The sequence below is a fragment of the Collinsella aerofaciens genome, from assembly GCF_015557435.1.
Classification (GTDB): Bacteria; Actinomycetota; Coriobacteriia; order Coriobacteriales; family Coriobacteriaceae; genus Collinsella; species Collinsella aerofaciens_Z.
The window spans coordinates 1-26751 of record NZ_JADNOH010000064.1 but is presented as its reverse complement, the minus strand read 5'-3'; the positions used below and the strand labels follow the sequence as shown (position 1 = coordinate 26751).

At 60.4% G+C, this 26751-nt stretch carries 31 protein-coding genes; 2 read left to right on the top strand and 29 right to left on the bottom strand.

What is annotated here, in order from left to right; genetic code table 11:
* Positions 1 to 119: 119 nt before the first annotated feature.
* Both tyrS and I2G43_RS06120 read right to left on the bottom strand, forming a co-directional pair.
* Entirely contained in the window at positions 120 to 1331 is a 1212-nt protein-coding gene (gene tyrS, locus I2G43_RS06125; RefSeq protein ID WP_118259169.1) for a tyrosine--tRNA ligase, read from the bottom strand.
* 96 nt (positions 1332 to 1427) lie between these two features.
* Positions 1428 to 3395 carry a U32 family peptidase gene (locus tag I2G43_RS06120; RefSeq protein WP_195535469.1) on the bottom strand — a complete coding sequence of 656 codons (1968 nt, stop codon included), beginning with the start codon at positions 3393 to 3395 and terminating at the stop codon, positions 1428 to 1430.
* Positions 3396 to 3556: 161 nt separating this feature from the next.
* On the opposite strand from I2G43_RS06120, the gene I2G43_RS06115 reads away from it, so the two are divergent.
* Positions 3557 to 5758, top strand: coding sequence for a transglycosylase domain-containing protein (locus I2G43_RS06115; protein WP_195535468.1), 2202 nt, complete (start codon positions 3557 to 3559; stop codon positions 5756 to 5758).
* Positions 5759 to 5973: 215 nt separating this feature from the next.
* Here I2G43_RS06115 and I2G43_RS06110 read toward each other — a convergent pair whose 3' ends face one another.
* The 23 genes from I2G43_RS06110 to yqeB all read right to left on the bottom strand — a co-directional run bounded on the left by I2G43_RS06110 (position 5974) and on the right by yqeB (position 20678).
* Positions 5974 to 6411: an arginine repressor gene (locus I2G43_RS06110; protein WP_022094272.1), complete on the bottom strand. Its 438-nt coding sequence runs from the start codon at positions 6409 to 6411 to the stop codon at positions 5974 to 5976.
* Between the two features lie 132 nt (positions 6412 to 6543).
* Entirely contained in the window at positions 6544 to 7620 is a 1077-nt protein-coding gene (locus tag I2G43_RS06105; protein ID WP_195535467.1) for a glycosyltransferase, read from the bottom strand.
* Between the two features lie 119 nt (positions 7621 to 7739).
* Complete coding sequence (gene truA / locus I2G43_RS06100; RefSeq protein ID WP_195535466.1) at positions 7740 to 8564, bottom strand: tRNA pseudouridine(38-40) synthase TruA; 825 nt, start codon at positions 8562 to 8564, stop codon at positions 7740 to 7742.
* A gap of 91 nt (positions 8565 to 8655) precedes the next feature.
* Positions 8656 to 9123: a 50S ribosomal protein L17 gene (gene rplQ / locus I2G43_RS06095; RefSeq protein WP_006235277.1), complete on the bottom strand. Its 468-nt coding sequence runs from the start codon at positions 9121 to 9123 to the stop codon at positions 8656 to 8658.
* Between the two features lie 30 nt (positions 9124 to 9153).
* Positions 9154 to 10095 (bottom strand): DNA-directed RNA polymerase subunit alpha, encoded by a 942-nt coding sequence (locus tag I2G43_RS06090; protein WP_006235276.1) that lies wholly within the window; start codon positions 10093 to 10095, stop codon positions 9154 to 9156.
* Positions 10096 to 10127: 32 nt separating this feature from the next.
* Positions 10128 to 10724, bottom strand: coding sequence for a 30S ribosomal protein S4 (gene rpsD, locus I2G43_RS06085; protein ID WP_006235275.1), 597 nt, complete (start codon positions 10722 to 10724; stop codon positions 10128 to 10130).
* A 19-nt stretch (positions 10725 to 10743) separates the two neighbouring features.
* Positions 10744 to 11148 (bottom strand): 30S ribosomal protein S11, encoded by a 405-nt coding sequence (gene rpsK, locus I2G43_RS06080; RefSeq protein WP_006235274.1) that lies wholly within the window; start codon positions 11146 to 11148, stop codon positions 10744 to 10746.
* Positions 11149 to 11162: 14 nt separating this feature from the next.
* On the bottom strand, positions 11163 to 11537 hold the full coding sequence (gene rpsM, locus I2G43_RS06075; protein WP_022094275.1) for a 30S ribosomal protein S13: 375 nt from the start codon (positions 11535 to 11537) through the stop codon (positions 11163 to 11165).
* Between the two features lie 14 nt (positions 11538 to 11551).
* A complete protein-coding gene (rpmJ, locus tag I2G43_RS06070) occupies positions 11552 to 11665 on the bottom strand; it encodes a 50S ribosomal protein L36 (RefSeq protein WP_006363204.1) in 114 nt (37 codons plus the stop codon).
* 147 nt (positions 11666 to 11812) lie between these two features.
* Positions 11813 to 12031 carry a translation initiation factor IF-1 gene (gene infA, locus I2G43_RS06065; RefSeq protein ID WP_035137443.1) on the bottom strand — a complete coding sequence of 73 codons (219 nt, stop codon included), beginning with the start codon at positions 12029 to 12031 and terminating at the stop codon, positions 11813 to 11815.
* A 232-nt stretch (positions 12032 to 12263) separates the two neighbouring features.
* Positions 12264 to 13052, bottom strand: a complete 789-nt coding sequence (gene map / locus I2G43_RS06060; RefSeq protein WP_195535465.1) for a type I methionyl aminopeptidase — start codon at positions 13050 to 13052, stop codon at positions 12264 to 12266.
* On the bottom strand, positions 13049 to 13675 hold the full coding sequence (locus tag I2G43_RS06055) for an adenylate kinase (protein ID WP_006235269.1): 627 nt from the start codon (positions 13673 to 13675) through the stop codon (positions 13049 to 13051). The genes map and I2G43_RS06055 overlap by 4 nt, the downstream gene beginning before the upstream one ends.
* Positions 13676 to 13693: 18 nt before the next feature.
* Positions 13694 to 14980, bottom strand: coding sequence for a preprotein translocase subunit SecY (gene secY, locus I2G43_RS06050; protein WP_117775826.1), 1287 nt, complete (start codon positions 14978 to 14980; stop codon positions 13694 to 13696).
* The gene (gene rplO / locus I2G43_RS06045) at positions 14974 to 15423 is read right to left on the bottom strand and encodes a 50S ribosomal protein L15 (protein WP_006235267.1); all 450 of its coding nucleotides are present in this window, start codon (positions 15421 to 15423) and stop codon (positions 14974 to 14976) included. The genes secY and rplO overlap by 7 nt, the downstream gene beginning before the upstream one ends.
* Before the next feature lie 3 nt (positions 15424 to 15426).
* Positions 15427 to 15609, bottom strand: a complete 183-nt coding sequence (gene rpmD, locus I2G43_RS06040; protein ID WP_006235266.1) for a 50S ribosomal protein L30 — start codon at positions 15607 to 15609, stop codon at positions 15427 to 15429.
* Between the two features lie 2 nt (positions 15610 to 15611).
* Positions 15612 to 16136: a 30S ribosomal protein S5 gene (gene rpsE, locus I2G43_RS06035; RefSeq protein ID WP_006235265.1), complete on the bottom strand. Its 525-nt coding sequence runs from the start codon at positions 16134 to 16136 to the stop codon at positions 15612 to 15614.
* Between the two features lie 14 nt (positions 16137 to 16150).
* Positions 16151 to 16519 (bottom strand): 50S ribosomal protein L18, encoded by a 369-nt coding sequence (gene rplR, locus I2G43_RS06030; RefSeq protein ID WP_055252235.1) that lies wholly within the window; start codon positions 16517 to 16519, stop codon positions 16151 to 16153.
* A 75-nt stretch (positions 16520 to 16594) separates the two neighbouring features.
* Positions 16595 to 17131, bottom strand: coding sequence for a 50S ribosomal protein L6 (rplF, locus tag I2G43_RS06025; RefSeq protein WP_118079428.1), 537 nt, complete (start codon positions 17129 to 17131; stop codon positions 16595 to 16597).
* A gap of 33 nt (positions 17132 to 17164) precedes the next feature.
* The gene (gene rpsH / locus I2G43_RS06020) at positions 17165 to 17563 is read right to left on the bottom strand and encodes a 30S ribosomal protein S8 (protein WP_006235262.1); all 399 of its coding nucleotides are present in this window, start codon (positions 17561 to 17563) and stop codon (positions 17165 to 17167) included.
* 119 nt (positions 17564 to 17682) lie between these two features.
* On the bottom strand, positions 17683 to 17868 hold the full coding sequence (locus I2G43_RS06015) for a type Z 30S ribosomal protein S14 (protein WP_022094280.1): 186 nt from the start codon (positions 17866 to 17868) through the stop codon (positions 17683 to 17685).
* Positions 17869 to 17947: 79 nt separating this feature from the next.
* Positions 17948 to 18505 carry a 50S ribosomal protein L5 gene (gene rplE / locus I2G43_RS06010; RefSeq protein WP_006235260.1) on the bottom strand — a complete coding sequence of 186 codons (558 nt, stop codon included), beginning with the start codon at positions 18503 to 18505 and terminating at the stop codon, positions 17948 to 17950.
* 325 nt (positions 18506 to 18830) lie between these two features.
* Complete coding sequence (locus tag I2G43_RS06005) at positions 18831 to 19874, bottom strand: XdhC family protein (protein WP_195535464.1); 1044 nt, start codon at positions 19872 to 19874, stop codon at positions 18831 to 18833.
* 9 nt (positions 19875 to 19883) lie between these two features.
* Complete coding sequence (gene yqeB, locus I2G43_RS06000; RefSeq protein ID WP_117638133.1) at positions 19884 to 20678, bottom strand: selenium-dependent molybdenum cofactor biosynthesis protein YqeB; 795 nt, start codon at positions 20676 to 20678, stop codon at positions 19884 to 19886.
* Between the two features lie 102 nt (positions 20679 to 20780).
* Between yqeB and yqeC the strand changes: the two genes are divergently transcribed.
* Positions 20781 to 21515, top strand: coding sequence for a selenium cofactor biosynthesis protein YqeC (gene yqeC / locus I2G43_RS05995; RefSeq protein ID WP_195535463.1), 735 nt, complete (start codon positions 20781 to 20783; stop codon positions 21513 to 21515).
* A gap of 119 nt (positions 21516 to 21634) precedes the next feature.
* On the opposite strand, the gene hydA is transcribed toward yqeC, so the two are convergent.
* The 4 genes from hydA to I2G43_RS05975 form a co-directional block, all read right to left on the bottom strand.
* Positions 21635 to 23002 (bottom strand): dihydropyrimidinase, encoded by a 1368-nt coding sequence (hydA, locus tag I2G43_RS05990; protein ID WP_195535462.1) that lies wholly within the window; start codon positions 23000 to 23002, stop codon positions 21635 to 21637.
* Positions 23003 to 23011: 9 nt separating this feature from the next.
* On the bottom strand, positions 23012 to 23626 hold the full coding sequence (locus I2G43_RS05985) for a nucleotidyltransferase family protein (RefSeq protein ID WP_195535461.1): 615 nt from the start codon (positions 23624 to 23626) through the stop codon (positions 23012 to 23014).
* Positions 23627 to 23776: 150 nt separating this feature from the next.
* The gene (gene ygeW, locus I2G43_RS05980; RefSeq protein ID WP_055252229.1) at positions 23777 to 24979 is read right to left on the bottom strand and encodes a knotted carbamoyltransferase YgeW; all 1203 of its coding nucleotides are present in this window, start codon (positions 24977 to 24979) and stop codon (positions 23777 to 23779) included.
* Between the two features lie 201 nt (positions 24980 to 25180).
* A complete protein-coding gene (locus I2G43_RS05975) occupies positions 25181 to 26566 on the bottom strand; it encodes a YgeY family selenium metabolism-linked hydrolase (RefSeq protein ID WP_099432046.1) in 1386 nt (461 codons plus the stop codon).
* Positions 26567 to 26751: the final 185 nt, after the last annotated feature.

The window sequence follows — 26751 nt, the reverse complement described above, 5'->3', positions numbered from 1 at the left end:
TTGGCATGAAAAGAGGACGGCATAGACCTTCTGGTCATGCCGCCCTCTTTGAATGACAAGTTGTCGCTCTGGAGCCCGCGCAGCGTCGAGCTGTTACGCGGTTTGGTAAAACCGCGTAACTAAATAAGCTTGAAGCCCTTGCGCTTGCCTACGGAGAGGGTGTCACCCAGCTTGAGGGCGCTGGGGTCGATGTTGTAGCTCTTGGGAGCCACGGCCTTGCCGTTGATCTTGACGCCGCCGCCGTCGATGTCGCGACGGGCCTGACCGGCGCTCGCCGAAAGCCCCAGGTCCTTGAGCAAGCCGGCGAGGTAGATCTGGCCCTCGTCGTTGACGGTCAGCTCAACATGCTTCTCAGGGAAGTCGGCGAGCTGGCCCTCCTTGAACACGCGATCGAACTCGGCCTGGGCCTCGTCGCCGGCGCCGGCGCCGTGGTAGGTGTCGCACAGGTCGCGGCCCAGAGCGCGCTTGAGCTCATAGGGATCGGCAGAGCCGTCGGCCAGAGCAGCGTCGATCTTGTCGACCTCGGCCGGGGTGAGTGAGCTTGCCAGGCGGTAGTACTTGCCAATCATCTCGTCGGGGATGGACATGGTCTTGCCGAACATATCCTTGGGCGCGTCGGTCAGGCCGATGTAGTTACCGTAGGACTTGGACATCTTACGGACGCCATCGGTGCCCTCGAGCAGCGGCATGGTGAGCGCGATCTGGGGCTCCATGCCCATCTTCTCCATGAGCTCACGGCCGGCGAGCAGGTTGAAGAGCTGATCGGTGCCGCCCATCTCCACGTCAGCCTTAATCATGACCGAATCGTATGCCTGCATCACGGGATACAGGAACTCGTGCAGGGCGATCGGCGTCTGAGACTGGTAGCGCTTGGTAAAGTCATCGCGCTCAAGAATACGGGCGACGGTGAACTTGGAGCACACCTGCAGCAGACCGGCCAGATCCATCGACAGGATCCAGTCACCGTTGTGCACGATGGTGGTCTTCTCGGGATCCAGGATCTTCATGGCCTGGCTCACGTAGGTCTCGGCGTTGGCCTCGATCTGCTCCTGCGAAAGCTGCGGGCGGGTGGAGTTCTTGCCCGAGGGGTCGCCAATCAGCGCGGTACCGTTGCCGATGATGAGGGTGACGTTGTGGCCCAGGTCCTGGAATTGGCGCATCTTGCGCAGCGGCACGGCGTGGCCCAGGTGCAGGTCGGGGCTGGTGGGGTCGACGCCGAGCTTGATGTTGAGGGGCTCGCCCTTCTCAAGCTTCTTGCGAAGGTCGGCCTCGGGGACGATCTGCGCGGCGCCCGAGGTGATGATACGCATTTGCTCGTCAACAGACAGCATTGGGTATCCTCCTTTTGCTATAGCACCCTCGCCGAAAACGGCGGTGCTGGAAGTCCATAAACTCTCTTATGATAACAAACTGACGCGACGCAGCACCTACGACAGGAAAATCCTCGTCCTGCCGCATGCGTCAACAGCGACCGGCAGGCGCGTGCCGTCACGCTCGACCAGATAGCGCACCTGCCTGCGACGCAAGCAGTCTCGGCAACGGACCTGCCCCGTCGCATCGGTGGCGCAGATGCCCTCGGCGGTCAACAGGCAGCGTTCGCATACCATAAGCTCGGGACGGTCGGCGTCGACCGGACCCAAGACGCCGGGTTCAGCAGCCAGCTCGGCAATACGCTCCCTGTCATTGCCGAGCAACTCGGCAGGCAAGTATACCCACCCCGCGCCAAGGCTCCGCATCCAAGCAAGCGTGGCCCGATTGGCACAGAACACCGGCGCCGCCACGTCAAACGCCGTGCCCAGCTCGCGGGCGATCGCCACCTGTCCCAGATTGCGGCAGACGACGCGCCCGGCACGTTGCATAAGCGCCCGAGTCCGCTCGGCGTCGCCTGCGCGGCACACTTCGTCAAGCACCACCGTCGCATCGGACAGACCACACTCATCGCGCGGATCCACATCCATCAGCTCCCAGGCAAAGACCATACGAGCAAAAGCCTCACGCTTTGCCGGCCCCGCCAACTCCGTCGGCACGTCGCCATCTGCCAGAACGCCCTCAAACGGCAACACCTCAACGGACCGCTCAACAGGCGTGACCGCATCTGCCTCGGCCCGCATGCGCTCCAACACCGTTGTCGTCTGCCCCAGCACGCCGGCGCTACGAATCAAATAGACCTCGCAGCCCGCGTCCACCTTGCGTTTGCAATGCACGACGATGCGCTCTCCCGCAACGGCATCCACGGGGCAAGGCACCTGCGGCCAGCGCTTGGGCACATCGGGACGCGCGTCGGCACCCGGGTAAAATCGGATCTCGAGCGTATCACCCGCCGCCACGGCGGCATCAAGCTCAACCGTCACCTCTTCGTGACCCACCGCCACCAAGTGGCCCACGCGCACACCCTGGTTGATCGCGCGCTCAAAGCTCATGAGCTCGGCGCCCGAACGGCCCCGCAGATACGCATCGGTAAAGCCGCGGTTGAACGACCTTCCCAGCTCGCGCTCAAGCGCCGGCACCGCATCGGCATCCCATGTGCCGTCGCGCAGCATATCGAGCGCCCGACGCCACACCCTCACCACGTTAAAGACGTAGTCGGGATTCTTCATGCGGCCCTCGATCTTGAGCGATGCCACGCCGGCGGCAACAAGCTCGGGCAGATGCGCGATACCCAGATAGTCACGCGGACAAAGCAGGCGATCCCCTTCGACAGCGACAACACTCTGCCCCGCCTCGTCCACCAAGTCATAGGACAGGCGGCACGGTTGCGTGCAGTCGCCGCGCATCGCAGAGCGGCCACGTCGAAGGGCAGAGAACCCGCACGCACCCGAGTATCCAATGCAAATAGCGCCGTGACAGAACACCTCGATGGGCACGCCGGTAGCGCAAAGCGTCCCGATCTCCGCCACGCTCAGCTCGCGCGCCGTCGTCACGCGCTCAACTCCCAACTCCTTGGCAGCCAACTGCACAGCACCCTCGCTATGGGCGCCCGCTTGGGTGGACAGGTGAATCTCGACCCCCGGAATCGCCGCACGAAGCGCGCAAGCCAGCCCGGTATCTGCCACGATCAGCGCATCGGCACCCAACGCGTGCGCATGCGCCCCCAACGCCACGGCATCGGCAAGCTCATCATCGAACACGAACACGTTGAGCGTCACATACACACGCACGCCATGGGCATGGGCCACGGCACAACCGCGCGCGAACTCATCATCGCTAAAGCCATGCGCGCTCACTCGAGCGTTGAATCCGTCCAGCCCCGCATAGATGGCATCGGCACCCGCCGCAATCGCCGCGAGCATCTGGTCGAGCCCGCCAGCAGGCGCCAGCAGTTCGGGCAGCGCCGCTCCAGCCGCCGCCAACTCGCTTTCGCATTGTCCGCTCGGTTCCATCTGCCGAATCGCCATCGGTAAACTCCTTGCCAAGGTGTGCTTTCACTCTGAAAATTGCTGCCAACCAGCATACACGAGGCTTCGTGCGCCCCGATTGGTTTATCGTGTAATAACTTATGTCCATCCTGCCAGGCAGCATACCTGCCGCCTGGCACGACATACCCGGAGGTCAATATATGGGTCCTCGCCAACGACAGGGACGCAGTCGCTCCAAGACACATGTCCTTCCCATGATCTTGCTCTCGTTTTTGGGCTTTCTGCTTATCGCGGGCGTAGCGTTTGGCATCGGCATGATCGGCAACGTCAACCGCTGGCTGTCCGACCTGCCCGACTACACCGACGCCAACGCTTATCTGGTCAGTGAGCCCACCGAAATCGTCGACTGCAACGGCAACAAGATCGCGAGCTTCTACACTCAAAACCGCAAGTCCATCACCAAGGACCAGGTGTCCCCGTACGTGCTGCAGGGCACTGTCGACGTTGAGGACGAACGCTTCTACGAGCATGGCGGCATCGACCTTTGGGGCATTGCGCGCGCATCGGTGGCGACCCTCACCGGCGGCCACGAGGGCGCATCGACCATCACCCAGCAGCTGGTTCGCAACACCATCTTGCAGGAGGAACAATTCGACTCGACCATCGAGCGTAAGGTGCGCGAGGCCTATATCGCCATCAAGATGGAGGATATGTACTCCAAGGACGAGATCCTCATGATGTACCTCAACACCATCTACTACGGCCATGGAGCATATGGTATCGAGGCCGCCGCCGAGACCTATCTGTCCAAGACCGCCGCCGACCTCACCCTGAGCGAGGCCGCGCTGCTCATCGGCCTTCCCAACTCGCCCTCGCAGTACGACCCCACGGTTAATCCCGACCTGGCGCTGTCCCGCCGCAACAAGGTTCTGGACAACATGCTGCGTCTGGGCCACATCACGCAGGAAGAGCACGATGCCGCGCAGGCCGAGCCCATCACGCTTAACGTGACCGAGATTTCGGGCAGTGGCGTCGATGTGTACTCTCAACCCTACTTTGTCTCCTACGTTAAGCAGCTGCTTGAGCAGGAGTTCTCCACCGACGTGCTCTTTAAGGGCGGTCTGACCGTCAAGACCACCATCGACCCCACCATGCAGCAGGTAGCCGAGGAGGCTGTGCGCGCGCAGCTCGACACGCTTTCGCTCGACGGCCTGGACATGGGCATGGTCGTCGTTGACCCCAAGACCGGCTACATCAAGTGCATGGTGGGCGGCTACGACTACAACGCCGACGAGAATCATGTGAACCACGCTACGGCAAAGCGCCCCGTGGGCTCCACGTTTAAGGCCTTTACGCTGGCAACTGCCATCCAAAACGGCATGAACCCCAACGTCACCCTCAACTGCAACTCGCCTCTTACAGCCAAGGGCACCACGACCAAGGTGCAAAACTATGCCAACCAGAGCTATGGCAACATCACGCTTAAGCAGGCAACGGCATACTCATCCAACACCGGCTACATTCAGGTGGCAGAAGCCATCGGCAACAACAAGATCATGTCGCTCGTCAAAAAGCTCGGCATCGATCCCGCCAAGGACAATATCGAGGACGTTCCCGTCATGACGCTCGGCACCGGGTCCATCTCGCCGCTCGAGATGGCATCAGCCTACGCCACTTTTGCCAACGGCGGCTATTATCGCCAGCCGATCGCCATCACCGAGATCGACTCGCGTACCGGCTCGGTTCTGTACCAGCACACCGACAATCCCACGCAGGTACTCACCGAAGGCGAGGCTGCCGCGGTTACCGACGTTCTATCCGGTGTCATGCAGGGCAGCGGCACGGGTGCCGCCGGCGCGCTGAGCGTCAACCAGCCCTATGCCGGCAAGACGGGCACCACCGACAACACCACCAACCTGTGGTTCTGCGGCTACACGCCGCAACTGGCATGCGCCCTGTGGACCGGTTATTCCGCAGGCGAGATTCCCATCCAAAAGTACGGCACGGACCTGCTGGGAGACAGCACCAACCTGCCCGTCTTTAAAAAGTTCATGAACACCGTTTTGGCCGGAACCGAGCGCGAGGAGTTCGCGACCGGAACGGCTCCCACGTACAAGAACAATAACGTCTGGAAGTTCTACGGCACAAACAATAAAAAGGAAGACAAAGAGGACGAAGACAAGGAAAAAGAAGAGGAAAAGGAAGAGACCACCACAACCACCACAACCACCACAACGACAACCACGACCACTGAAACCCCGGGCGGCGACACCACCGGCGATAGCGGTACGACAGGTGGCGACGGGGGCACGGGTGGCGACGGTGGCACGCCGACGCCCACACCCGATCCTACGCCCACGCCCGATCCTACGCCCACGCCCGACCCCTCTACGGGCCAGTAAGCGCAAAGGACGACTGACACCAAGGCGCCCGAGCAGCACGTACGCTGCTCGGGCGCTTCTTTATTTCGGCAGATACCACAAGATGCCACGACGGCTCCGGCTACAGGACCGATAGGGCAACAGGCACTGACATGCAAAAAGGGCGCTGACCTTCGTCAACGCCCTCGGCAATTACCTATAGCAACAATCGGCACAGCAGCAGTGCCGCTACTCCCCTACTTGTGAGAGTTACTCAGCTTGTTGATGAGCGCCTCAAGGCGCTCGCCGTCCTCGGCCGTCTGCGCAATGACCAAGATCGTGTCGTTGCCGGCAAGCGAGCCGAGCACGTCGGGCAGCTCCGCAGCATCGACAGCTGCGGCAATACCAGAAGCCGTACCGGGCTGTGCCTTGATCATAACCAGATTATCGGTGCGCAGTACGCCGGTAACCAACTCGGACACCATGCGCTGCAGATGCAGGTCCTCGGCAAGGACATAGATGCCCTCGGGGAGCTTACGCAGTCCCATGTCCGCGATATCGCGCGAAACGGTCGCCTGCGTGCAATCGAAACCCATGGCGCGAAGCTCGTCTACCAAAACGCGCTGCGTGCGTACGTCCTTATTGCGAACAATATCTCTGATGGCATCCTGGCGCCCATTGCGTTTTTTGGCCATACAAAACCTCACTCCAAAAGATTGCGGAGACAATCACTTAGTGATTGAATAGTTTAGCGCTATTTGAGGGTTTTAGTGAATAAGAACGCATTTCGAAACAATTCCATGCAATTTATTTCGAAAATCACGCTACTAGACTGTCTTGGCGCTCGAACGATTGAAAAAGGCCGCCAGATGCGTATACAACGCACACCGCGTGGGCTTGGCGCTGGCTATCGAACCATAGAGCAGACCTAGACCACGATGATTGCCCTTAAGGGCCGCAACCATCTGACGGGTACGCTGCGCTTCGAGCATATCATGCAAACGGGCCGAACGCTCTATTGAAGACACCCCATGGGGGCTCAGACACAAATTATCGATGCAGGCAACCAGACCGGCGTAGTAATACTGCTGGCAGACCAGTTTCAACTGATCGCTACCGCCCGCGACGGCAAGCGAGTCGGCAAGCCTGTCGAGCGCCCCGATATCATCAGAAAGCCTGGCAAACATCGTGGGGTCAAATGTCTCCGTAATCGACGGCGCCACTGCATGAAAACGAGCACGGCCACATCCCGAAACGCGCTTTGCCCGCGAAAGCGCGAACGTCAAAAAAGACACCGTGCGAAACGCATCGCCATGCGCAAGGCACGCCTCAAAGAGGGCGCGATCATACAGCACGCCAGAGGTCTGTCGGATTAAACCACAGGAGACCAATAGGGTCAGGCAAGCCGCTCGGTCCTCATCTTCAGAAACGGATGTCGCGTCCAAAACTCGGGAATGACGCTCGCGGTGAACATCGTAGTGATCAAGCGAAACAGAGGGAAACACGATGTCAGCCGAATCGTCGCAGGAGCTTTCGACCATCTGCGAAAGGGACTGCGGCGCAAACCACTCATTGGCATTCATCGCAATGATCTGGGAGCCGCGCGAAGCCGCAAAGCCGGCACGCAGGCAGGCGCCAGGCGCTGGGTCCTCAACATCAATCAAATCAATATGAATGTCTCTGCCGGCAGCAACTTCGAGCGAATGGTGCACACCAGCTGCCACACCGCGGCAAACGACGACAATTTGCAAATCGTAGAGGTCTTGGTTCTGGACACTCTCGAGAGCGCGCATCGCATAGCTGGGCGAACCCTCAACAATCAGGATCACCGAAAGTCGCGGATGCGAACCACGTCGAACCAAGTTTTCCGTCCTCTCGACAGCTAGTAACAAACTGCCGTTCATGGTACACCCCGTCAATTAATGCGGGCGGTCGCCCGTCGCGATGCACGTCAAGAACAGATGTTGCACACGCCCCGCCCACAGGCACCGCACACAAAGATTGCCGTCAGGCAGCCACTTCCCTAATCGAGCACCACAAGCTCGGTGGGGTCGTAGTCCACGCCCATAAAGGTAAGACCGCATGCAGGCGCCGTAGGACCAGCAACGGAGCGATCGCAGGCATCAATTACCTCGCGCATCCACTCGGGATCGCGGCGATGCATGCCGATCTCGACGAGGGTGCCCACAATGGTTCGCACCATCGAATGTAAAAACGCGTTGCCCTCGATGGTAAACGTGAGGATGTCCTCGCCAAAGGCGACCTCATGGCCAAACTCGGCACGCATTACACAACGGTGCGTAGGTTTGCCCACGGCAGAGGCGACCTTGCAAAAGCTCTTAAAGTCCTGCTCGCCCAAAAGCGCAGGGCAGGCGGCCGCCATCGCATCGACGTCGAGGGGATAGCGATGCCACCACACAGCACCGCGTGACAGCACGGGGCGCGCGTCACGGCCGGCAATGCGATAGGTGTAAGTGCGAGAACGCGCATCAAAGCGCGCAGAAAAGCCCTTACGCGCCTTGTAGACCTCGTTGATGGCGATATCTTTGGGCAGCAGGGCATCCATAGCCCTCAGCCACCTACGGCGCGTACACGCAAGCTCAGCGTCCGTTACGGGCACGCTGATGTATTGGGCCACCGCATGCACGCCGGCATCGGTACGTCCCGCGCACGTCAGATCGATTGGGCGGCGCAGCAACGTCTCGATTGCACGGCGTAACTCACCCGCAACCGTCGTCTGGCCCGGCTGCTCGGCAAATCCGCTATAGGAGGAGCCGTCGTAGGCCACACGAAATACAAGGGTGGCGTCGAGCTCGGGGCTCAAATTGAAATCAGACGGCGCAGTCATGGGCGCTCCCAACAAACTAGCAACGGTATTGCGACAAAAAAGAGGGGTACGCGAACGTACCCCTCGAATATAGCCTATGCAGACGGAATGTCTACTCAGCGGTCTCCTCGGCAGGAGCCTCCTCGACAGCCTCGACCTTCTTGGGAGCAGCGGCCTTCTTGGGGGCCGGAGCAGCCTTCTTGGCCTTAGGCGTGCAAGGCTCGGTGACGAGCTCCATGATAACGATGGGAGCGTTGTCGCCCTTGCGGTTACCGAGCTTCATGATGCGGGTGTAACCGCCGTTGCGGTCCTGCCACATGCCCTGAGCAGCCTTGTCGAAGATCTCGGCAACGAGCTGCTTATCGCCGAGCTTGGCGATAGCCAGACGACGAGAGTGCAGGTCGCCCTTCTTGGCCCAGGTGATGATCGGATCGACGACCGAACGCAGCGCCTTAGCGCGGGTCTCGGTGGTCTTGATGCGGTCGTTCTCGAAGAGGGCCTTAGCAAGGCTCTTCTTCATGGCCTTGGTGTGGCTCGCATCGGTGCCGAGCTTCAGGCCCTTCTTAACGTTGTGACGCATGGTCTAGTTTCTCCTCAAATATGCGAAGCATTAAGCCTTCAGGCTCAGGCCCATGGACTCAAGCTTGTCCTTCACTTCCTCGATCGACTTAACACCGAAGTTACGGATGTTGAGCAGATCGTTCTCCGAGAACTCAACGAGCTGACGGACCGAGTGAATGCTGGCGCGCTTAAGGCAGTTGTAGGAACGAACGGAAAGGTCCAGATCCTCGATCTGCTTGTCCAGCTCGGCGTTGTCGTTGGTAACCTCGGGAGCGAAGATCGAAGCCTCCTCCTCGACCTCGGGGGTCTCGGCAAGGTTCATAAAGGCGGCCATATGCTGGTTGATGATATTGGCAGCCTGGACCACGGCGTCGCGCGGGGCGATGGAGCCGTTGGTCTCGATCTCGAGGACAAGGCGGTCGTAGTCGGTGTGCTGGCCGACACGGCAAGCCTCAACGAGCTTGGCGCAACGGGAAACCGGCGAGTACAGCGAGTCGACGTGGATCACACCGATGGGATCGTTGTCGCGCTTGTTGGCCTCGCCAGAAACATAGCCACGGCCATAGCCGATGCGCATGCTCATGGTGAGATGGCCGCCCTCGGTGAGCGTAGCAATGTGCTGCTCGGGGTTGACCAGCTCAAACTCGGACGGAATAAAGAAGTCCGCACCGGTGACCTCGCAAGGGCCGTCAACCGAGATGGTGGCGGTTGCCTCGTCGGTCGTGCCGAGAGCCCTGAAGACAAGACCCTTGACATTCAGGACGATATCGGTGACATCCTCGACCATGTTAGGGATGGTCATGAACTCGTGCTGCGCACCATCGATCTGAATGGCCTCGACGGCGGCACCCTCGAGCGAGGACAGAAGAACACGACGAAGCGAGTTGCCCAGCGTATCGCCGTAGCCACGCTCGAGCGGCTCGACGGAGACACGAGCAGAGGTCTCGTTGATCTCTTCGACCTGAACCTGAGGCCTAATGAATTCTGACATGTATTACCTCCAGCCTCAGCAGCCCGGATGGACTACTTAGAGTAGAGCTCGACGATGAGCTGCTCGTTGATATCACCGCTGATCTGCTCACGCGTCGGCAGAGCGAGCACGTTACCAGACAGCTTCTCGATATCGACCTCGAGCCAGCCAGGGACCTCAAAGCGCTCGGAGGAAATCAGGGCCTCCTTGATGGGGAGGAGGTCACGGAACTTCTCGCCGACAGCGACGACGTCGCCGGCCTTGACGCGGTAGGACGGGATGTCCACGCGCTTGCCGTTCACGGTGAAGTGACCGTGACGGACGGACTGACGAGCCTCTTTGCGGGTGCGGGCGAAGCCAAGACGGAAGACGACGTTGTCGAGGCGAGACTCAAGGATAATCATGAGGTTCTCACCGGTGACGCCGTTCATCTTACGGGCCTTGTTGAAGTAGCCGTGGAACTGCTTCTCCAGAACGCCATAGATGAACTTGACCTTCTGCTTCTCACGCAGCTGCATGCCGTACTCAGATTCCTTGCGACGGCGCTTGGGCTGACGGATAGATTCCTTCTTGCTGCTGTAACCGAGCTCAGCGGGATCGATCCCGAGCTGACGGCAGCGCTTAAGAACAGGAGTCCTGTCGATTGCCATATTGATACGATCCTTTCAGTTACACGCGGCGACGCTTCTTGGGGCGGCAGCCGTTGTGCGGAATGGGGGTCTTGTCCTGGATGCTCGAGACCTCGAGGCCAGCAGCCTGGAGGGAGCGGATGGCGGTCTCACGACCGGAGCCGGGGCCCTTGACGAAGACGGAAACCTTCTTCATGCCGTGCTCCATGGCCTGCTTGGCAGCAGCCTCGGCAGCCATCTGGGCAGCGAACGGCGTGGACTTACGGGAGCCCTTGAAGCCCACCTGGCCAGCCGACTTCCAGGAAATGACGTTGCCCTGGGGATCGGTGATCGAAACGATCGTGTTGTTGAACGTAGAACGAATGTGAGCCTGGCCCACGGAAATGTTCTTACGGTCCGCGCGCTTCAGACGGGCAGCGCGAACGTTCTTCTTAGCAGTAGCCATCTATCTAGCGCTCCTTATTTCTTCTTCTTAGCACCGATCTGACGCTTCGGGCCCTTGCGGGTACGAGCGTTAGTGTGGGTGCGCTGGCCGCGGACCGGGAGGCCCTTGCGGTGACGAAGGCCGCGGTTGCAGCCGATGTCCATAAGGCGCTTGACGTTCTGGTTGCGCTCACGGCGGAGGTCGCCCTCAACCATGATCTGATTCTTATCGATATAATCGCGGATGGCGTTAACCTCATCCTCGGTGAGGTCCTTAACGCGCGTATCCACGTTAACGTTGCACTCGACGCAAATCTTCGTCGCAGTGGTGCGGCCGATGCCGTAAATGTAGGTCAGACCGATCTCAACGCGCTTCTCACGCGGGAGGTCGACACCATTAATACGGGCCAACGTAGTCTCCTCTCTTAACCCTGACGCTGCTTATGACGGGGGTTCTCGCAAATGACGAGGACCTTGCCATGGCGCCTAATGATTTTGCACTTATCGCACATCTTCTTGACCGAAGGACGTACCTTCATCGTTCTTCCTTTCGGTAGCGCTCAAACTACTTCCCTACTATCTACTCGCCCAGCCGCAGGCGTTTAAAACTATGGCTGGTCTTCACACGCAAACCGACCGTAGGTTGAGCTAAGCCTGCAGTCGGAAAAGAGCGTGTATGCGTGTCGCTATTTATAGCGATAGGTGATGCGACCGCGGGTCAGGTCGTACGGGGAAAGCTCCACGACAACCCTGTCACCGGGGAGAATGCGGATGTAATTCATTCGGATCTTGCCAGAAATGTTGCACAGAACCGAATGACCGTTCTCGAGCTCAACCTTAAACATGGCGTTGGGCAGCGGCTCCTTTACCGTACCCTCGAGCTCAATTGCGTCTTCCTTCTTCACAAGCAATCATCTTTCTCTAGAAAACGACAGCGATTGAGTATTCTACAATACGCATGCACGTATCGTAATATCTTCGTAATGGCTCCACATCTACGTGGAACTTGTTACATTTGAAATGTAAAACAAAGCCGTTCCCTGATGCCCAAGATCGCCTTGAAATGAGAAGGAATAGACCTTAGGGTCATACCTTCGAAATTGAAAGGCGAGGTTGGGCATCAGGGGGCGGCGACTTTTACATTTCTCCGCCTTGGAGGGAGCACCAAGCACCTTGGGCATCCGTGGTAAGAATCACCGGACCGTCATTGGTAATGGCGACGGTGTTCTCATAATGCGCGGCGGGCAGGTGGTCGTTGGTCGTAACGATCCAACCATCGGAGCCCGTGCTCACATGATTGGAACCCATCGTAACCATCGGCTCGATGGCGATGACCATACCGGCCTGAAGGCGAACGCCTCTCCCCTTCTTTCCATAATTTGGAACGTTGGGGTCCTCGTGCATCACGCGGCCAATACCATGCCCCACGTAATCGCGAAGCACGCCGTAACCGTGAGACTCGGCGAGGGACTGAACGGCATAGCCGACGTCCCCGATATGGTTACCGGGAACAGCCTGCTCGATGGCAGCCTTTAGGCAATCGCGCGTAATCTCGCACAGGGCCTTGGCCTCGGGCGTGGGGGTGCCGACGAAAAACGTCCAAGCATTATCGCCAACCCAACCGTCAACGACGGCTCCCGTATCGATGGAGATGATATCGCCATCGCGCAGGATCATGTCAGGGTTGGGAATACCGTGAACCACGGCATCGTTGATCGATGCGCAAATGGTCCCCGGGAACCCGCCGTAACCCTTAAAGGCAGGGGTGCCGCCATGCATGCGGATAATCTGCTCCGCAAGCTGATCGAGTTCGAAGGTCGACACGCCGGGGCGAACCATGGCTCCAACGTGGCGGAGCGCCATCTTAGATAGCGCTCCTGCCTTCTTCATCTGCTCAATTTGCGTTGCAGACTTAATCTTGATCATAGACCGAGAGCCTCTTTGACATCCCCGTACACGGTCTCGCGAGCCTGGTCACCGTTGACCGACTTGAGCAGACCCTGGCCACGATAGTAGTCGACGAGCGGGCTCGTGGACTTCTCGTAGACGTCGAGACGGTTCTTGATGGTCTCCGGCTTGTCGTCGTCGCGCTGATACATCTCGCCGCCGCACTTGGGGCAGGTGGCATCGGCAGCGGTGCCGGTGTAACCGCAGGCGCGGCAGGTGCGACGAGAAGACAGGCGATCGATGATGACCTCGGGGGCCACATCGACCAGAAGGGCGCAGTCGATCTCGCGACCCATAGCGGAGAGCTCGGAATCGAGCGTTACGGCCTGGGCGGTGTTGCGCGGGAAGCCGTCGAGGATGAAGCCCTGCTGGGCGTCATCGGCGGCAAGGCGCTCCTTGACAAGGTCGATCACGAGCTGGTCGGGAACGAGCTCGCCAGCGTCCATGTACTTCTTAGCCTGAATACCAAGCTCGGTGCCACCCTTAACGGCAGCACGCAGCAGGTCGCCCGTGGAAATGTGAGCGACGCCAAACTCGGCGACGAGCTCCTGTGCGACGGTGCCCTTACCGGCACCCGGAGCTCCGAGCAATACGAGGTTCATGAGCAATCCTCCTCTAGCCTATTTAAAGAATCCATCGTAATCATACATCTTGATCTGGCCTTCGAGCTTATCGACCGTGTCGAGCACGACGCCGACCATGATGAGGATGGACGTGCCGCCAAATGCCTGGATCAGATGGTTACCCGTGAAGGAGAAGATGATCGAAGGCACGATGGCGATGAGCGCCAAAAAGACAGCGCTGGGAAGCGTGATCTTGTTGAGCGCGTTCTTGATGTAGGCCGCGGTAGCCCTACCCGGACGGACGCCCGGAATAAAGCCGCCCTGCTTCTTAAGGTTGTCGGCCGTGTCATCGGGGTTGAACACCATGGAGGTGTAGAAGTACGCGAAGAACACGATGAGGACAACATTAAGCACCCAGTTGAGCCAACCGGTCGAAAGCGCAGAGGCAACTGCCTGAATCCAGCCGATGCCGGGGAAGAACACGGCAATCTGAGCCGGGAAGTACAGCAGCGCCGAAGCGAAGATGATCGGCACGACGCCCGCGGTGTTGACCTTGATGGGCAGGTAGGTGGTCTGGCCACCCATCATGCGACGGCCCACGACGCGCTTGGCGTAGGAGACCGGAATGCGGCGCTGGCCGCGCTCAAGGAAAACGATCAGCGGGATGACCAGCAGGATGATGGCGCAGATGATCACCATGGTGATGATGCCACCGGCATTGCCCTCGGTGCTGGAGAAGATCGCCTGCGGCAGACCGGCCATGATGTTCGCAAAGATGATCAGCGACATGCCATTGCCGATACCGCGCTGGGTGATGAGCTCACCAATCCACATGATCAGCATGGCGCCCGCGGTGAGCGTGCCGACGATCATGAGGTCAAAGATGATCTCGGGAGCGCCGGCGCCAGTAAAGCTGATGCCGAAGCTCTTAAAGAGAAAGAGGTAACCCACGGAGTTGAGGATTGCCAGAGCCAGGGTGAGGTAACGCGAATACTGCGTAATCTTGGTCTGACCGACCTCGCCCTCGCGGGCAAGCTCATGCAGGGAAGGCACAACGGCCTGGAGCATCTGGAGGATGATCGAGCTGGTGATGTAAGGCATGATGCCCAGGGAGAACACCGAAACATAGCTCAACGCGCCACCAGAGAAAAGATTCAGGAGGGCCATAGCACCTGCGGCGACCGAATTGTTATCGGTCGAGAAAAGGCCCAGCATCCCCTGGAAGGGAATGCCGGGCACAGGAACGTGCGCACCAATGCGGTACACGACGAGCATAGCTATGGTAAAAAGAATCTTTTCGCGCAATTCTTTGATGCGGAAAGCATTCTTAAGACCATTTAGCACGGCAGCTCGACCTTTCCGCCGGCGGCCTCGATCTTGGCCTGCGCAGAAGCGCTGACCTTGTCGACCTTGACCGTGAACTTCTTGGTGAGCTCACCATTGCCGAGCACCTTGACGGGCTCGAACTCGCTCTTGGTGATGCGAGCGGCCTTAAGAGCGGCACCGTCGATCACAGCGCCGTCCTCGAACTTGCGCTCGAGACGCTCAACGTTAACGGCGGTGTACTCGATACGACGGGGGTTGCGGAAGCCCGGAAGCTTGGGCAGGCGCATAGCCAGCGGAGTCTGGCCACCCTCGAAGCCGGCACCCTTGGTGCCGCCAGAGCGAGAGCCCTGGCCCTTCTGACCGCGGCCAGAAGTGGTGCCGTGACCCGAAGAATTGCCACGGCCGACGCGCTTGCGGTTCTTGGTGGAACCGGGCGCGGGAGTAAGATCGTGAAGCTGCATTTGCTACTCCTCTACAATCTCGACAAGGTGCTTGACCTTGAAGATCATGCCGCGGACGGACTCGTTGTCAGCAATCTCGCGAACCTCGCGGATCCTGTGGAGACCGAGGGCACGGACAGTACGGACCTGGTCCTGCTTGCAACCGTTGGTGCTGCGGACCTGCTTGATCTTGATGGTGTCAGCCATGCTTAGTTCTCCTTACCGACGAACATCTCGGAGACCGTCAGGCCACGGCGAGCCGCGACGTCCTCAGGGCTGGAGAGCTCCTTGAGGCCCTCGACGGCAGCCTTGATGATGTTGAGGCCGTTGTCGGTACCGAGGGACTTGGACAGGACGTTCTTGATGCCGGCAAGCTCGAAGAGGGGACGCACAGCGCCGCCGGCGATAACGCCGGTACCCTCGACAGCGGGCTTGATGATGATGCGGCCGGCACCAAAGTGGCCGAGAACCTCGTGCGGAATGGTGCCCTGCTCGGTCACCGGCACGTGGAACATGTTCTTCTTGGCATCGAGAGACGCCTTGGAGATGGCCATGGGCACCTCAGCGGACTTGCCCATGCCAACGCCGACGTTGCCCTTGCCGTCGCCAACGACGACGAGAGCGACGAGGCTCATGCGACGACCGCCCTTGACGGTCTTCGACACGCGGTTGATGTAAACGACGCGCTCCTCGAACTCGGAGGCCTCGCGCTGCTGCTTCTGATTACGAGCCATGTGCTACATACCTCCTAGAACTCGAGACCGGCGGCACGAGCACCGTCGGCGAGGGCCTTGACGCGGCCATGGTAGATACGGCCACCACGATCGAAAGCGACCTTGGTGATGCCGGCCTCGATGGCACGCTTGCCAACGAGCTGACCGACCTTCTCCGCAGCCTCCTTGTTCGAGGTGTGGGTGCCCTTGAACTCGGCCTCGAGGGTCGAGGCGGAGACGAGCGTCAGGCTGGAGCCCTTGCTGTCGTCGATGATCTGGGCATAGATGTTGGCGTTAGTACGGGTCACGCGAAGACGCGGACGCTCGGCGGTACCCGAGACCTTGCCGCGAACACGACGCTGACGACGCTTGAGGCCTTCCAGCTTCGCCTTATGCTTGTTCATACGTAAACTCCTAAAAAGGTTGATCTTGCCAGCACCTAACGGGGTGCTGGTCTTATGCGAGTAAGTCGGTTACGACTACTTGGCGGCCTTACCCAGCTTGCGGCGGATGTGCTCGCCAACATAGTGGATACCCTTGCCCTTGTAAGGCTCGGGAGGACGATGGCCGCGGATCTCAGCGGCGATCTGACCGACCTGCTGCTTGTTGATACCCTTGACGTTCACGTGGGTGTTGTCGGGAACCTCGAAGGTGATGCCCTCGGGAGCCTCGACGATCACGGGGTGCGAGAAGCCCAGGGAGAACTCGAGGTTCTTGCCCTTCTGCTGCACGCGGTAACCGACGCCGGCGAGCTCGAGCTTCTTCTCGAAGCCCTCGGAAACGCCAACAACCATGTTGTGGATGAGGGCGCGGGTGAGGCCGTGGCGGGCACGGGTCTCACGCTCGTCGTCGGGACGGGAAACGGTGAGGACGTTGTCCTCGACGTTGATGGTGAGCTTCTCAAAAACATCGAGCTCGAGCTGGCCCTTGGGGCCCTTGACGACAACGTTGTTGCCGTTGACTGCCACTTCGACTCCGGCGGGAATCTGGACAGGCTTATTACCGATACGAGACACGGTGATCTCCTTTCCTTCTACCTACCGACCGAATTACCAGACGTAAGCGATGATCTCGCCGCCGACGTTGTGCTTGCGAGCATCGCGGTCGGTCATGACGCCATGGCTGGTGGAAATAATGGCGGTACCAAGGCCACCGCGGACGCGGGGCATGTCGGCAACGCCGGTGTACTTACGCAGGCCCGGCTTGGAAATGCGGCGGATGCCGTTGATGACCTTAGCCTTCTTGGGACCATACTTAAGCGTGATGTGCAGAGTCTTCTGGGGCACGGTGTCCTCGACATCGTAGCCCTCGATGTAGCCCTCCTCGTGCAGAACACGAGCGATCTCGACGAGCTTCTTGCTGCTCGGCATGGAGACCGTGGCCTTGTTCACAGAGTTAGCGTTACGGATGCGCGTAAGCATATCTGCGATCGGGTCTGTAAGGTTCATACAGATTCTCCTTCGTTCTTGATGAACACGTGCTCTTGGTTCTTCGCCGCCCTTAACGGCAAAGCCTATTTAGCGCGTTTTCCCTGTTCCAAACGGATGCTTGAAACGCTGGTAGTGACTTACCAGCTGGCCTTCTTAACGCCGGGAAGCTCGCCCTTGAGTGCAAGCTCACGGAAGCAGACACGGCACAGGCCGAACTTGCGGTACACAGAGTGCGGACGGCCGCAGCGCTGGCAGCGCGTGTACTCACGAGTAGAGAACTTCTGCTTGCGATTGCACTTGACGATCATCGATGTCTTAGCCACTTATATCCTCCTCACATAGAGTATTGTTCGCCCCAAGCGCCGCCCCCTTGTGGAAACGGCGCTTATAGGGCAGGTGAACCTATTTCTTGAACGGGAAACCGAAGGCGTCCAGAAGGGCCTTGGCCTCCTCATCGGTGTTGGCGGTGGTCACGAAAGTGATGTCCATACCACGCTGGTGATCGACGGAGTCGAAGTCGATCTCGGGGAAGATGAGCTGCTCGGTGACGCCCATGGAGAAGTTACCACGGCCGTCGAAGCTCTTGGCGGAGATGCCGCGGAAGTCGCGGATACGGGGGATCGCGACGGAGGTCAGACGATCGAAGAACTCCCACATACGGTCGCCACGCAGGGTAACCTTGCAGCCGATCGGCATACCAGCGCGCAGGCGGAAGGTAGCGATGGACTTGCGGGCACGGGTGATCATCGGCTGCTGGCCGGTGATGGCACGCAGGTCGCGCACGGCACCGTCGATGGCCTTGGAATCGGTAGCGGCCTCGCCGACACCCATGTTCACGACGATCTTCTCAAACTTGGGGATCATCATGACGTTCTCGTACTGGAACTTGTCCTGAAGCTGCTGCTTGACCTCGTTGTTGTACTTGGTCTTCAGACGCGGCACATACTTCTCTTCTGCCATTGTTCACTCCTTCTTGGGGTTTTAAGCACGGGGCGTGGCCACGGTGGGTTGTCCTCGTGCCTCCTGGCTGCATCCGCGCCGCTCATGGCATTTCGCGGTTTGGACTCGACGCAGCAGGAGCCGACAAAACAATCGGTACTATACGCGCATTAGGGGCGTATTTCCAGAAAAACCTCGTCTGCCTGCACAACTCCACAACTCCCCCGCACAAACCGATCCGCATGCGACGGAGGAAAATGGCAGTTGCGGTGAAATAGGGACCGTTTGACGGCTTAACTGGCTTAAACAGCCCGTATTTCACCGCAACTTATTGATGGGGATGCGACTAGCGCTTGCGGGGGACGAGCTTGGTACGGCGCAGGTGGATCATCTCGGCAGCGATGGAGATGGCAATCTCCTCGGGATCCTCGGCCTCGATGGCAACGCCGATCGGCAGGTGCAGCCCGTCGATCTGGTCCTGCGTAAAGCCCTCCTGCTCCAGGCGGGCGCGCACAAAGGCCGTCTTGCGGCGCGAGCCCAAGCAGCCCAGATAGGCGGGTTTGGCGCGCATGGCCTGGATTACCACGTCGATATCGGACTTGTGGCCTGCTGTGGCCACAACCACCAAGTCGCGCGGACCGATGGGACACAGCTCGCTCAGATTCTTGTAGTCGACCAAACGACGGTCGTAGACACCGGGCACCCATTCGGGCGTCAACGTGCCCGGGCGATCGTCGCAGGCCACGACGGCAAAGCCCGCCGTCGTGAGCACGCGAGCCGTCGCGGCGCCCACGTGTCCACAGCCAAAGATGTAGGTCAGGCCCTCGGGGCAGAGCGTCTCGATGTGCGCCGGGGGAATCTCGGAGGCAGCGTTGGTGTAGGTGACCTTACTCCCCTCCTCCACCAGCGAAAGCTCGGGGCAGCCGGCAATGGTATGGCGCGACGTCTCGCCATGGTACTCGGCCACATCGCCCTCGAGTGCGTTTGCGACAAACGGTTCAAAGTCGATGACGAAGTCGCCGATGCGTCGATACGCCAAGACGTCGGCAATCGACTGGAACAACGGCGCCTGCGATACATCCAGGTGCAGATAGCACAGGCAGATGGCTCCGCCGCAGATCATGCCGGTATCGGAGTTCTCGCCGCCCATGGTGTAGCGGACCAGACGCGATTGCCCTGCGCCCAGCAGCTCGCGCGCCTCGTCCAGCGCAAAGAGCTCAATCTTGCCGCCGCCGATGGTGCCCGCTTGGCTGCCATCGGCAAAGACGGCCATCCAGGCGCCCACGCCGCGCGGCGATGACCCCGCCGTGCCGGCCACGACCACGAGCTCGCACGTCTCGCCAGCACGCAGGGCGGCAAGCGCCGCATTCACCACATCGAGCTTTTCCATTGCCGCCTTCTATCCTCTAAAGACATCGGTGAGCATAGCGAGTGCCTCGAGCACGCCGCCGCCGACCGACGTCGCCTTGTCCGAAATATAGTTGATATAGCTGGCATCGCCGCGCGGATCGACGTCGGCGCATTTAAAGCCCTCAGTCACCTGCACGCCGTTCGCCAAAAGCCCGCGCAGACAGCCATCGATCTGCGTGACCATGGGAGTATCACCCGCATACCCGATCACGTCTCCGGCGCTCACGATGTCGCCGATGGTGCGGTCGGACCGAAACATGCCGGCGGCGGGGCTGTGGATAACGCGCTCCTTGCCATAGCCGGCGATCATGCCCGGCACGCCCGTGTTGGGCTGGGGCGAACCTTGGGTAATGACACGGCCGAGAAAATGCCCGCGCATGGTCTCGACCACGGCGTCGCAGTCAACCGGCGCGGTAAAGCCCGGCCCCACGGCGATGACGGCAGGCGCCATGTCGCGCGTGGTGCCCAAGTTGCGCTTAGCCAAAATCGCGTCGACCACAGCCGCGGGTTTCAACTCGCCGAGCATCTTGGCCTGGGGGTCCACCACAACGGCGACGTCTCCAGCCTCGGTAATCGCAAGCGCCTCAGCCGGCGTCTGTGCCAAGCGAGCGCGAATGCCTTCGACCTCGACCTCGCCCAGGCGAATGGCCTCGCAAAAACAGATTGTGCGACGGATGCACGTGGGAACCGCGATATCGGCCATAACGACCGACACGCCGGAGCGCACCAAGCGAGCGGCGACGCCCGTGGCGATATCGCCGGCGCCGCGAACATAAACGAGCATTCCCGGGGCACCTCCCTGTGTTACGGTTTGAGCAGAGCAAAAGCGGTTCGACCGCTACTCTGATGATTATTTATTATCACAGTATTATACGGCGGTGAACAGATGGAAACGGTTAGCGGCAATCTTGTCTCGGCGCTCAGGATCGAGCCGGGCATTACCGCGATTATCGGCAGCGGCGGCAAGTCGACGTTGCTGAAGACGTTGGGTCTTGAGCTCATGCGCGCTGGCGGCCGCGTGCTCCTCTGCACCACCACGCATATGTTTCCCGTCGCCGGCGTGCCATGGGACGGGTCGAATCGTCGCCTGGACGCCGCGCCTTGGAAGCCGGGCGCCGCGCATGTCCCCGGTTGCACCTGCGAGGCCTGCACGGGCCTTGTGCACGGAAGCATCTGCCAGGCAGGCGTCTTGGACCCGGAGACAGGCAAGCTCTCCGCCCCCGCCGAGCCGCTCGGCGAGCTGGCACGGCGCTTTAACCATGTGTTGGCCGAGGCAGATGGCAGCAAGCGACTCCCGCTCAAGGCGCATGCCGCCTGGGAGCCGGTAATTCCCGCCGCCACGGCAAACGTTGTCTGGGTCGTCGGCGCCTCGGGGCTGGGCAAGCCCGTCGCCGAGGTTGTCCACCGCCCCGAGCTCTTCTGCGAGCGCTGCGGCTGCGAGCCTACCGACATCGCCACGCCCGAGCGCGTCGCCCAGGTGCTCAATGCCGAGATGCAGATGCTGAACCTAAACAATGCCCGTATCATGCTCAACCAAGTCGACACGCTCAGCGACCCCACGATGGCCGACCGCTTTGAGGCAGCTCTCGACCGCCCCATCGTCGTCACCAGCCTCAAGTAGCTGGCGCTGCCCCAGCAGGCCTATAAGTTGCGGTGGAATAGTTCCTGAAACGGCCTATTTGGCGGCTAAACAGGAACTATTCCACCGCAACTGCGGAGGGAAATCCGGCGGCCTTCCTGTTAGCGGGGCACGTAGCGACCGGGCTGGGCTCCGGTGGGCTCGCCGTCGCGCGCGGCCAGCACGCCGTTGACGTAGACGGCCTTGGCGCGACCATGCGCCTCAAAGCCCTCGAGCGGCGTGTAGTCCACAGCCTGGTGCTGCGTCGCGGCACTGATCGTCCAGCGCGCCCGGGGATCCCACACGCACACGTCGGCATCGGAGCCCTCGGCAAGACAGCCCTTGCGCGGGTACATGCCAAAGACGCGCGCCGGGTTCTCGCTCATCAAGCGGCACAGATCCTCGGGGCCCAGCTGCCCCTCAAAGCTCGTGGCAATCGCGACGGGACGATGCTCCACGCCGGGCCCGCCGTTGGGAATCGCGCGGAAGTCGTCGCGCCCGCGGTCCTTTTGCCCGTGCAGATTAAAGCTGCAGTGGTCGGTGGCGATAGTATCGATCTCGCCGGCCACAAGCGCCTCGCGTAGGGCCAAACGGTCGCCGGCATGGCGCAGCGGCGGACTCATCACATACTTGGCACCCGCAAAGCCGTCCTCGCCCTGCTCCAAGTAGCACGTATCGTCGAGCATCAGATACTGAGGGCATGTCTCGACATAGATGTTCTTCTGCCCGCGCGCTTTGGCAGCGCGAATGGCCTCGAGCCCCAGCTTGGTCGAAAGGTGCACCACGTTGACCGGAGCGTCCCCGGCCAAGTGCGCCAGATACAGCAGGCGGCTCACGGCCTCGGCCTCACACACGTCCGGACGGCTGAGCGCATGGCCCTCGGGCCCGTGGATACCCTGCTCAAACACGCGCTTCTGCAGCGCGTTGACCAACGTGCCGTTCTCGCAATGCACGCACAGGATACCGCCCACGCGCTTGAGCTCCTCCAGCACCTCGAGCGTCTCGGCATCGTCCAGGCGCAGATGGTCGTAGGCAAAGTAGGTCTTAAACGACGACACGCCCGCCTCGCGCATGGCCGAAAGATCGGCGCGGTTGCGCTCATTCCACTCGGCAAGCGCCATATGGAAGGCATAGTTGGCGGTGCAGGTGCCGTCGGCGCGATGATGCCACTCGACCAAGGCATCGGGCATGGTCACGCCGCGATCGGCCGTCGCGTAGTCCACAATGGTCGTCGTGCCGCCGCAGGCAGCCGCGCGCGTGCCGGTCTCAAAGCTATCGGCTGTCCAATCCATGCCGGTCCAGCACTGCATGTGCGTGTGCCCATCGATAAAGCCCGGGAACACCCAGCAGCCCGCAGCATCCTCGACGGTATCGCCCTCGGCCGGCTCAATCGCCGCGGCAATCCGCACGATCTTATCGCCATCCATGGCAAGATCGGCGCGGCGAAGCCCCTGGGGCGTCACGAGTGCGCCGTTTTTGATGATGATCATAATTGCTCCTTATTGATTGATGCAGTTGGCCACGCGATCAAAATACGAGCAGGCGGCGATATGCTCCGTTATGCGTCGCTGTCCCTTGACGGTATCGACGTCCCACAGCTCGTAGGCACGCGCCTCGACCAGCACCACGTCGGTACGGTCCTTGAGGATCGAACCGCCGCCGTCCTTACCCTCAAGACACATAAGTGCATCGAACAGTTCCGCCGGAAAGAGCACCGGGCTCGAAGGCTCACCGTTGCACGCAAGACGCACCGGATGCTTGCGGCCACGCTCGTCAAATGCACGAACCATAGCCTCAAAAGAATCCGAACTCACGAGCGGCTGGTCGCCCGGAAAAAAGAGGCAACCTTTCCAGTTACGTTCGACTCCCCACGAAAGGCCCGCACGGACGCTTTCGCTGCGCAGCTCGCCATCGTGCAGCACGCACGGGCAATGCTTGTCATCACAAATCTGAGCGACCTCGGGCCAACGCGTCGAAACCACAACGTCAAAGCCCCGGGGAACCGAATCAATGGTCCGGGCAATCAGCGGCTCGCCATAGATATCGGCGAGCATCTTGTTGGAGCCAAATCGCTTGCCCTCGCCCGAAGCCATAATGACGCAACCAAGTTTCATGGCGATACCTCCCCTGAAACCATCGTACCCATAACTCGCGTCGCGGGGCATCTACATCGAAAGCGCTTATCCCGCACGCCCACGATGCAAAAAGGGGCACCCCGCCGGTTGGCAGAGCGCCCCCTTTACATGGCTTACCTCAACCCAGCTTTAGGCCTGGAACCAACGGGCGGTGTTGCGCTCGTCGAGGGCCTTGAGGGTAGCGGCGGGATCGGCAACCTTCTGCAGGAACATCATGGCTGCGATGGCGTACGGCTTGTAGCTGGCCTCCTTGTACATGCCCACGCGGTGCATGTCGAAGACGTCGGCGTTGACCTCGCCGTGCTCGCAAGAGACACCGGAGATGTCGGCGGGCAGCGGATGCATAAAGATGGTGTCCTGGCCGTTGGCGGTCTTCTCCATGAGCTCGGTCGTGGAGCACCAATCCTGATGCGTGGCGTTCTGAGCGAGCAGCTCCTTCTCGAGTGCAGCGATGCCGGCGTCGTCGCCCTCGGCGTACAGGTTGGTGCGCTTCTCCATGGCGGCAAACGGAGCCCAGCTCTTCGGGATCACGATGTCGGCGCCCTCGAAGGCCTCGGCCATGGTGTTGACCTGCTTAAAGGTGGTGCCGGACTCGGCGGCATAACCCTTGGCGCGCTCGACGACCTCGGGCATGAGGTCGTAGCCCTCGGGGTGGGCCAAGGTGACGTCCATGCCAAAACGGGGCAGCAGGCTGATCAGCGACTGCGGGCAGGACAGCGGCTTGCCGTAAGAGGGCGAGTAGGCCCAGGTGACGGCAACCTTCTTGCCCTTGAGGTTCTCAAGACCGCCAAACTCGTTGATGAGGTAGAGCATGTCGGCAGAGGACTGCGTGGGGTGATCGGAGTCGGACTGCAGGGAGATGAGCGTGGGACGGTGATCCAGAACGCCGTCCTCGTAGGCCTGCTGGACAGACTCGGAGACCTCAGCCATGTAGGCGTCGCCCTTGCCGATGTACATGTCGTCGCGGATGCCGATGACGTCGGCCATGAAGGAGATCATGGTAGCGGTCTCGCGGACGGTCTCGCCGTGAGCGATCTGGGACTTCTTCTCGTCCAGGTCCTGCAGCTCAAGACCGAGCAGGTTGGCTGCCTTAGAGAAGGAGAAGCGCGTACGGGTGGAGTTGTCACGGAACAGGGAGACGGCCAGACCCGAATCGAAGATCTTGGACGAAACGTTGTTCTCGCGCAGCTCGCGCAGGGCGTCGGCGACGATGTAGAGCGCCTTGAGCTCATCGGTGGTCTTATCCCAGGTGTGCAGGAAGTCGCTGCCGTACATGCCCTTAAAATCGAGGCCGTTCAGCTGCTCGACGAGCTCGGTAAACTTGGCGTCCATGTAAATATCCTTTCCAAAGATGAAACGATTGCAATGAGTAGATGTGCTCCGGCATGCGCGTGTGGCTAGAACATGCAGAGCACTATAACGAGGACCCGCTACCGTTGAGGAAGCATGGGAGATAACGACCGCGGGCCCCAAGTCAACAGGGGGTGCCGGGGACACGAGCTGTCCCCGGCTCAACAAGATCGAGGAATGGGACTAATCGATCTTGTTGTTGGTCAGACCGGCGCGGAACACGGTGGCGTCGCCATCGGCCTGGCTCGGATCGTAGAGGTTCAGGGCAGCCACATACATGGCGGCAGCGGTGACCAGGTCGTCCTTGTAGGTGACCTCGTTGGGAGCGTGAGCCTGAGACTCGGCACCCGGGCCAAAGCCGACGCAGGGGATGCCATAGCGGCCCTGGATGGAAACGCAGTTCGTGGAGAAGGTCCACTTGTCGCACAGCGGACGACCGGTGCGCTTATCCATGCTGGGCTCGCAGCCGATGCGCTCGTCACCGAACATGGCCTTGTGGGCGTCGACGAGGGCCTTGACGTGCGGAGCGGTCTCCTTGTTGATCCACGTGGGGAAGTAAGCCTCGGTCTCGTAAACCTCGCCGGTCCAGGACGGACGGTCGTACATGTACATGGAGACCTTCACGTCGTCGCCGTACTTCTTGGCGGCCGGCAGGTTGCGGATCTCGTCCAGGCAGGACTCCCAGGTCTCGCCGGCGGTCATGCGACGGTCGATGGAGATGGCGCAGGAGTCAGCGACAGCGCAGCGGCTGGGGCTGGTGTAGAAGATCTGGCTGACGGTGCAGGTGCCGCGGCCCAGGAAGCGGGCATCCTCGAAGTGCTCGGGGTTGTACTTGGGGTCGAGCATCTTGACGAGGCCCTTGATGTCGGTCGACTCGTCGCAGCCGTTGTTGTTGAGGGCGCGGACGTCGGCGATGATGTCGGCCATTTTGTAAATGGCGTTGTCGCCGCGGTCGGGAGCGGAGCCGTGGCAGGAGGTGCCGTGAACGTCGACGCGGATCTCCATACGGCCGCGGTGACCACGATAGATGCCGCCGTCGGTGGGCTCGGTGGAAATGACGAACTCGGGCTTAATGCCGTCCTTGTTGTAGATGTACTGCCAGCACATGCCGTCGCAGTCCTCTTCCTGGACGGTGCCGACGACCATGATCTTGTAGCCCTCGGGGATGAGGCCCATGTCCTTCATCATCTTGGCAGCGTAGGTAGCAGAAGCCATGCCACCCTCCTGGTCGGAGCCGCCGCGGCCGTAGATGATCTCGTCGGTCTCGTAGCCCTCATAGGGATCGGCATCCCAGTTCTCGATGTTGCCGATACCGACGGTGTCGATGTGGGAGTCGATGGCGATGATCTTGTCGCCCTCGCCCATAAAGCCCATAACGTTGCCCAGGCCGTCGACCTTGACCTCGTCATAACCAAGGCTCTCCATCTCGGCCTTGATGCAGGCAACAACCTCACCCTCCTCGCAGGACTCAGAGGGGTGAGAGATCATAGCGCGCAGGAAGCGAGTCATATCAGCACGATGGGACTCAGCAGCAGCCTTAATGGCATCAAAATCGAGTTCTTTAGTCATAACAGTCAACCTTTCTACAAGGGTTTACCTACAGGTAGATATTTCAGATAGATCACTTGTACCAAGCAGCGTGAGGTTGAGCACCCGGCAAGCAAGTAACCATAGGAGGCGGACGGAGGACTTTGCTCCGTCGCGAGTTCCGCACGAGCCGGAGAGCACTTAATGTGCTCTCCGTGCGAGCAGGA

What these genes read in the sequence shown, in the direction of transcription:
- tyrS (WP_118259169.1), bottom strand. Translation starts at nt 1,331, where the DNA reads ATGCTGTCTGTTGACGAGCAAATGCGTATCATCACCTCGGGCGCCGCG.
- I2G43_RS06120 (WP_195535469.1), bottom strand. Translation starts at nt 3,395, where the DNA reads ATGGCGATTCGGCAGATGGAACCGAGCGGACAATGCGAAAGCGAGTTG.
- I2G43_RS06115 (WP_195535468.1), top strand. Translation starts at nt 3,557, where the DNA reads ATGGGTCCTCGCCAACGACAGGGACGCAGTCGCTCCAAGACACATGTC.
- I2G43_RS06110 (WP_022094272.1), bottom strand. Translation starts at nt 6,411, where the DNA reads ATGGCCAAAAAACGCAATGGGCGCCAGGATGCCATCAGAGATATTGTT.
- I2G43_RS06105 (WP_195535467.1), bottom strand. Translation starts at nt 7,620, where the DNA reads ATGAACGGCAGTTTGTTACTAGCTGTCGAGAGGACGGAAAACTTGGTT.
- truA (WP_195535466.1), bottom strand. Translation starts at nt 8,564, where the DNA reads ATGACTGCGCCGTCTGATTTCAATTTGAGCCCCGAGCTCGACGCCACC.
- rplQ (WP_006235277.1), bottom strand. Translation starts at nt 9,123, where the DNA reads ATGCGTCACAACGTTAAGAAGGGCCTGAAGCTCGGCACCGATGCGAGC.
- I2G43_RS06090 (WP_006235276.1), bottom strand. Translation starts at nt 10,095, where the DNA reads ATGTCAGAATTCATTAGGCCTCAGGTTCAGGTCGAAGAGATCAACGAG.
- rpsD (WP_006235275.1), bottom strand. Translation starts at nt 10,724, where the DNA reads ATGGCAATCGACAGGACTCCTGTTCTTAAGCGCTGCCGTCAGCTCGGG.
- rpsK (WP_006235274.1), bottom strand. Translation starts at nt 11,148, where the DNA reads ATGGCTACTGCTAAGAAGAACGTTCGCGCTGCCCGTCTGAAGCGCGCG.
- rpmJ (WP_006363204.1), bottom strand. Translation starts at nt 11,665, where the DNA reads ATGAAGGTACGTCCTTCGGTCAAGAAGATGTGCGATAAGTGCAAAATC.
- map (WP_195535465.1), bottom strand. Translation starts at nt 13,052, where the DNA reads ATGATCAAGATTAAGTCTGCAACGCAAATTGAGCAGATGAAGAAGGCA.
- I2G43_RS06055 (WP_006235269.1), bottom strand. Translation starts at nt 13,675, where the DNA reads ATGAACCTCGTATTGCTCGGAGCTCCGGGTGCCGGTAAGGGCACCGTC.
- rplO (WP_006235267.1), bottom strand. Translation starts at nt 15,423, where the DNA reads ATGCAGCTTCACGATCTTACTCCCGCGCCCGGTTCCACCAAGAACCGC.
- rpmD (WP_006235266.1), bottom strand. Translation starts at nt 15,609, where the DNA reads ATGGCTGACACCATCAAGATCAAGCAGGTCCGCAGCACCAACGGTTGC.
- rpsE (WP_006235265.1), bottom strand. Translation starts at nt 16,136, where the DNA reads ATGGCTCGTAATCAGAAGCAGCAGCGCGAGGCCTCCGAGTTCGAGGAG.
- rplR (WP_055252235.1), bottom strand. Translation starts at nt 16,519, where the DNA reads ATGAACAAGCATAAGGCGAAGCTGGAAGGCCTCAAGCGTCGTCAGCGT.
- rpsH (WP_006235262.1), bottom strand. Translation starts at nt 17,563, where the DNA reads ATGAACCTTACAGACCCGATCGCAGATATGCTTACGCGCATCCGTAAC.
- rplE (WP_006235260.1), bottom strand. Translation starts at nt 18,505, where the DNA reads ATGGCAGAAGAGAAGTATGTGCCGCGTCTGAAGACCAAGTACAACAAC.
- I2G43_RS06005 (WP_195535464.1), bottom strand. Translation starts at nt 19,874, where the DNA reads ATGGAAAAGCTCGATGTGGTGAATGCGGCGCTTGCCGCCCTGCGTGCT.
- yqeB (WP_117638133.1), bottom strand. Translation starts at nt 20,678, where the DNA reads ATGCTCGTTTATGTTCGCGGCGCCGGCGATATCGCCACGGGCGTCGCC.
- yqeC (WP_195535463.1), top strand. Translation starts at nt 20,781, where the DNA reads ATGGAAACGGTTAGCGGCAATCTTGTCTCGGCGCTCAGGATCGAGCCG.
- hydA (WP_195535462.1), bottom strand. Translation starts at nt 23,002, where the DNA reads ATGATCATCATCAAAAACGGCGCACTCGTGACGCCCCAGGGGCTTCGC.
- I2G43_RS05985 (WP_195535461.1), bottom strand. Translation starts at nt 23,626, where the DNA reads ATGAAACTTGGTTGCGTCATTATGGCTTCGGGCGAGGGCAAGCGATTT.
- ygeW (WP_055252229.1), bottom strand. Translation starts at nt 24,979, where the DNA reads ATGGACGCCAAGTTTACCGAGCTCGTCGAGCAGCTGAACGGCCTCGAT.
- I2G43_RS05975 (WP_099432046.1), bottom strand. Translation starts at nt 26,566, where the DNA reads ATGACTAAAGAACTCGATTTTGATGCCATTAAGGCTGCTGCTGAGTCC.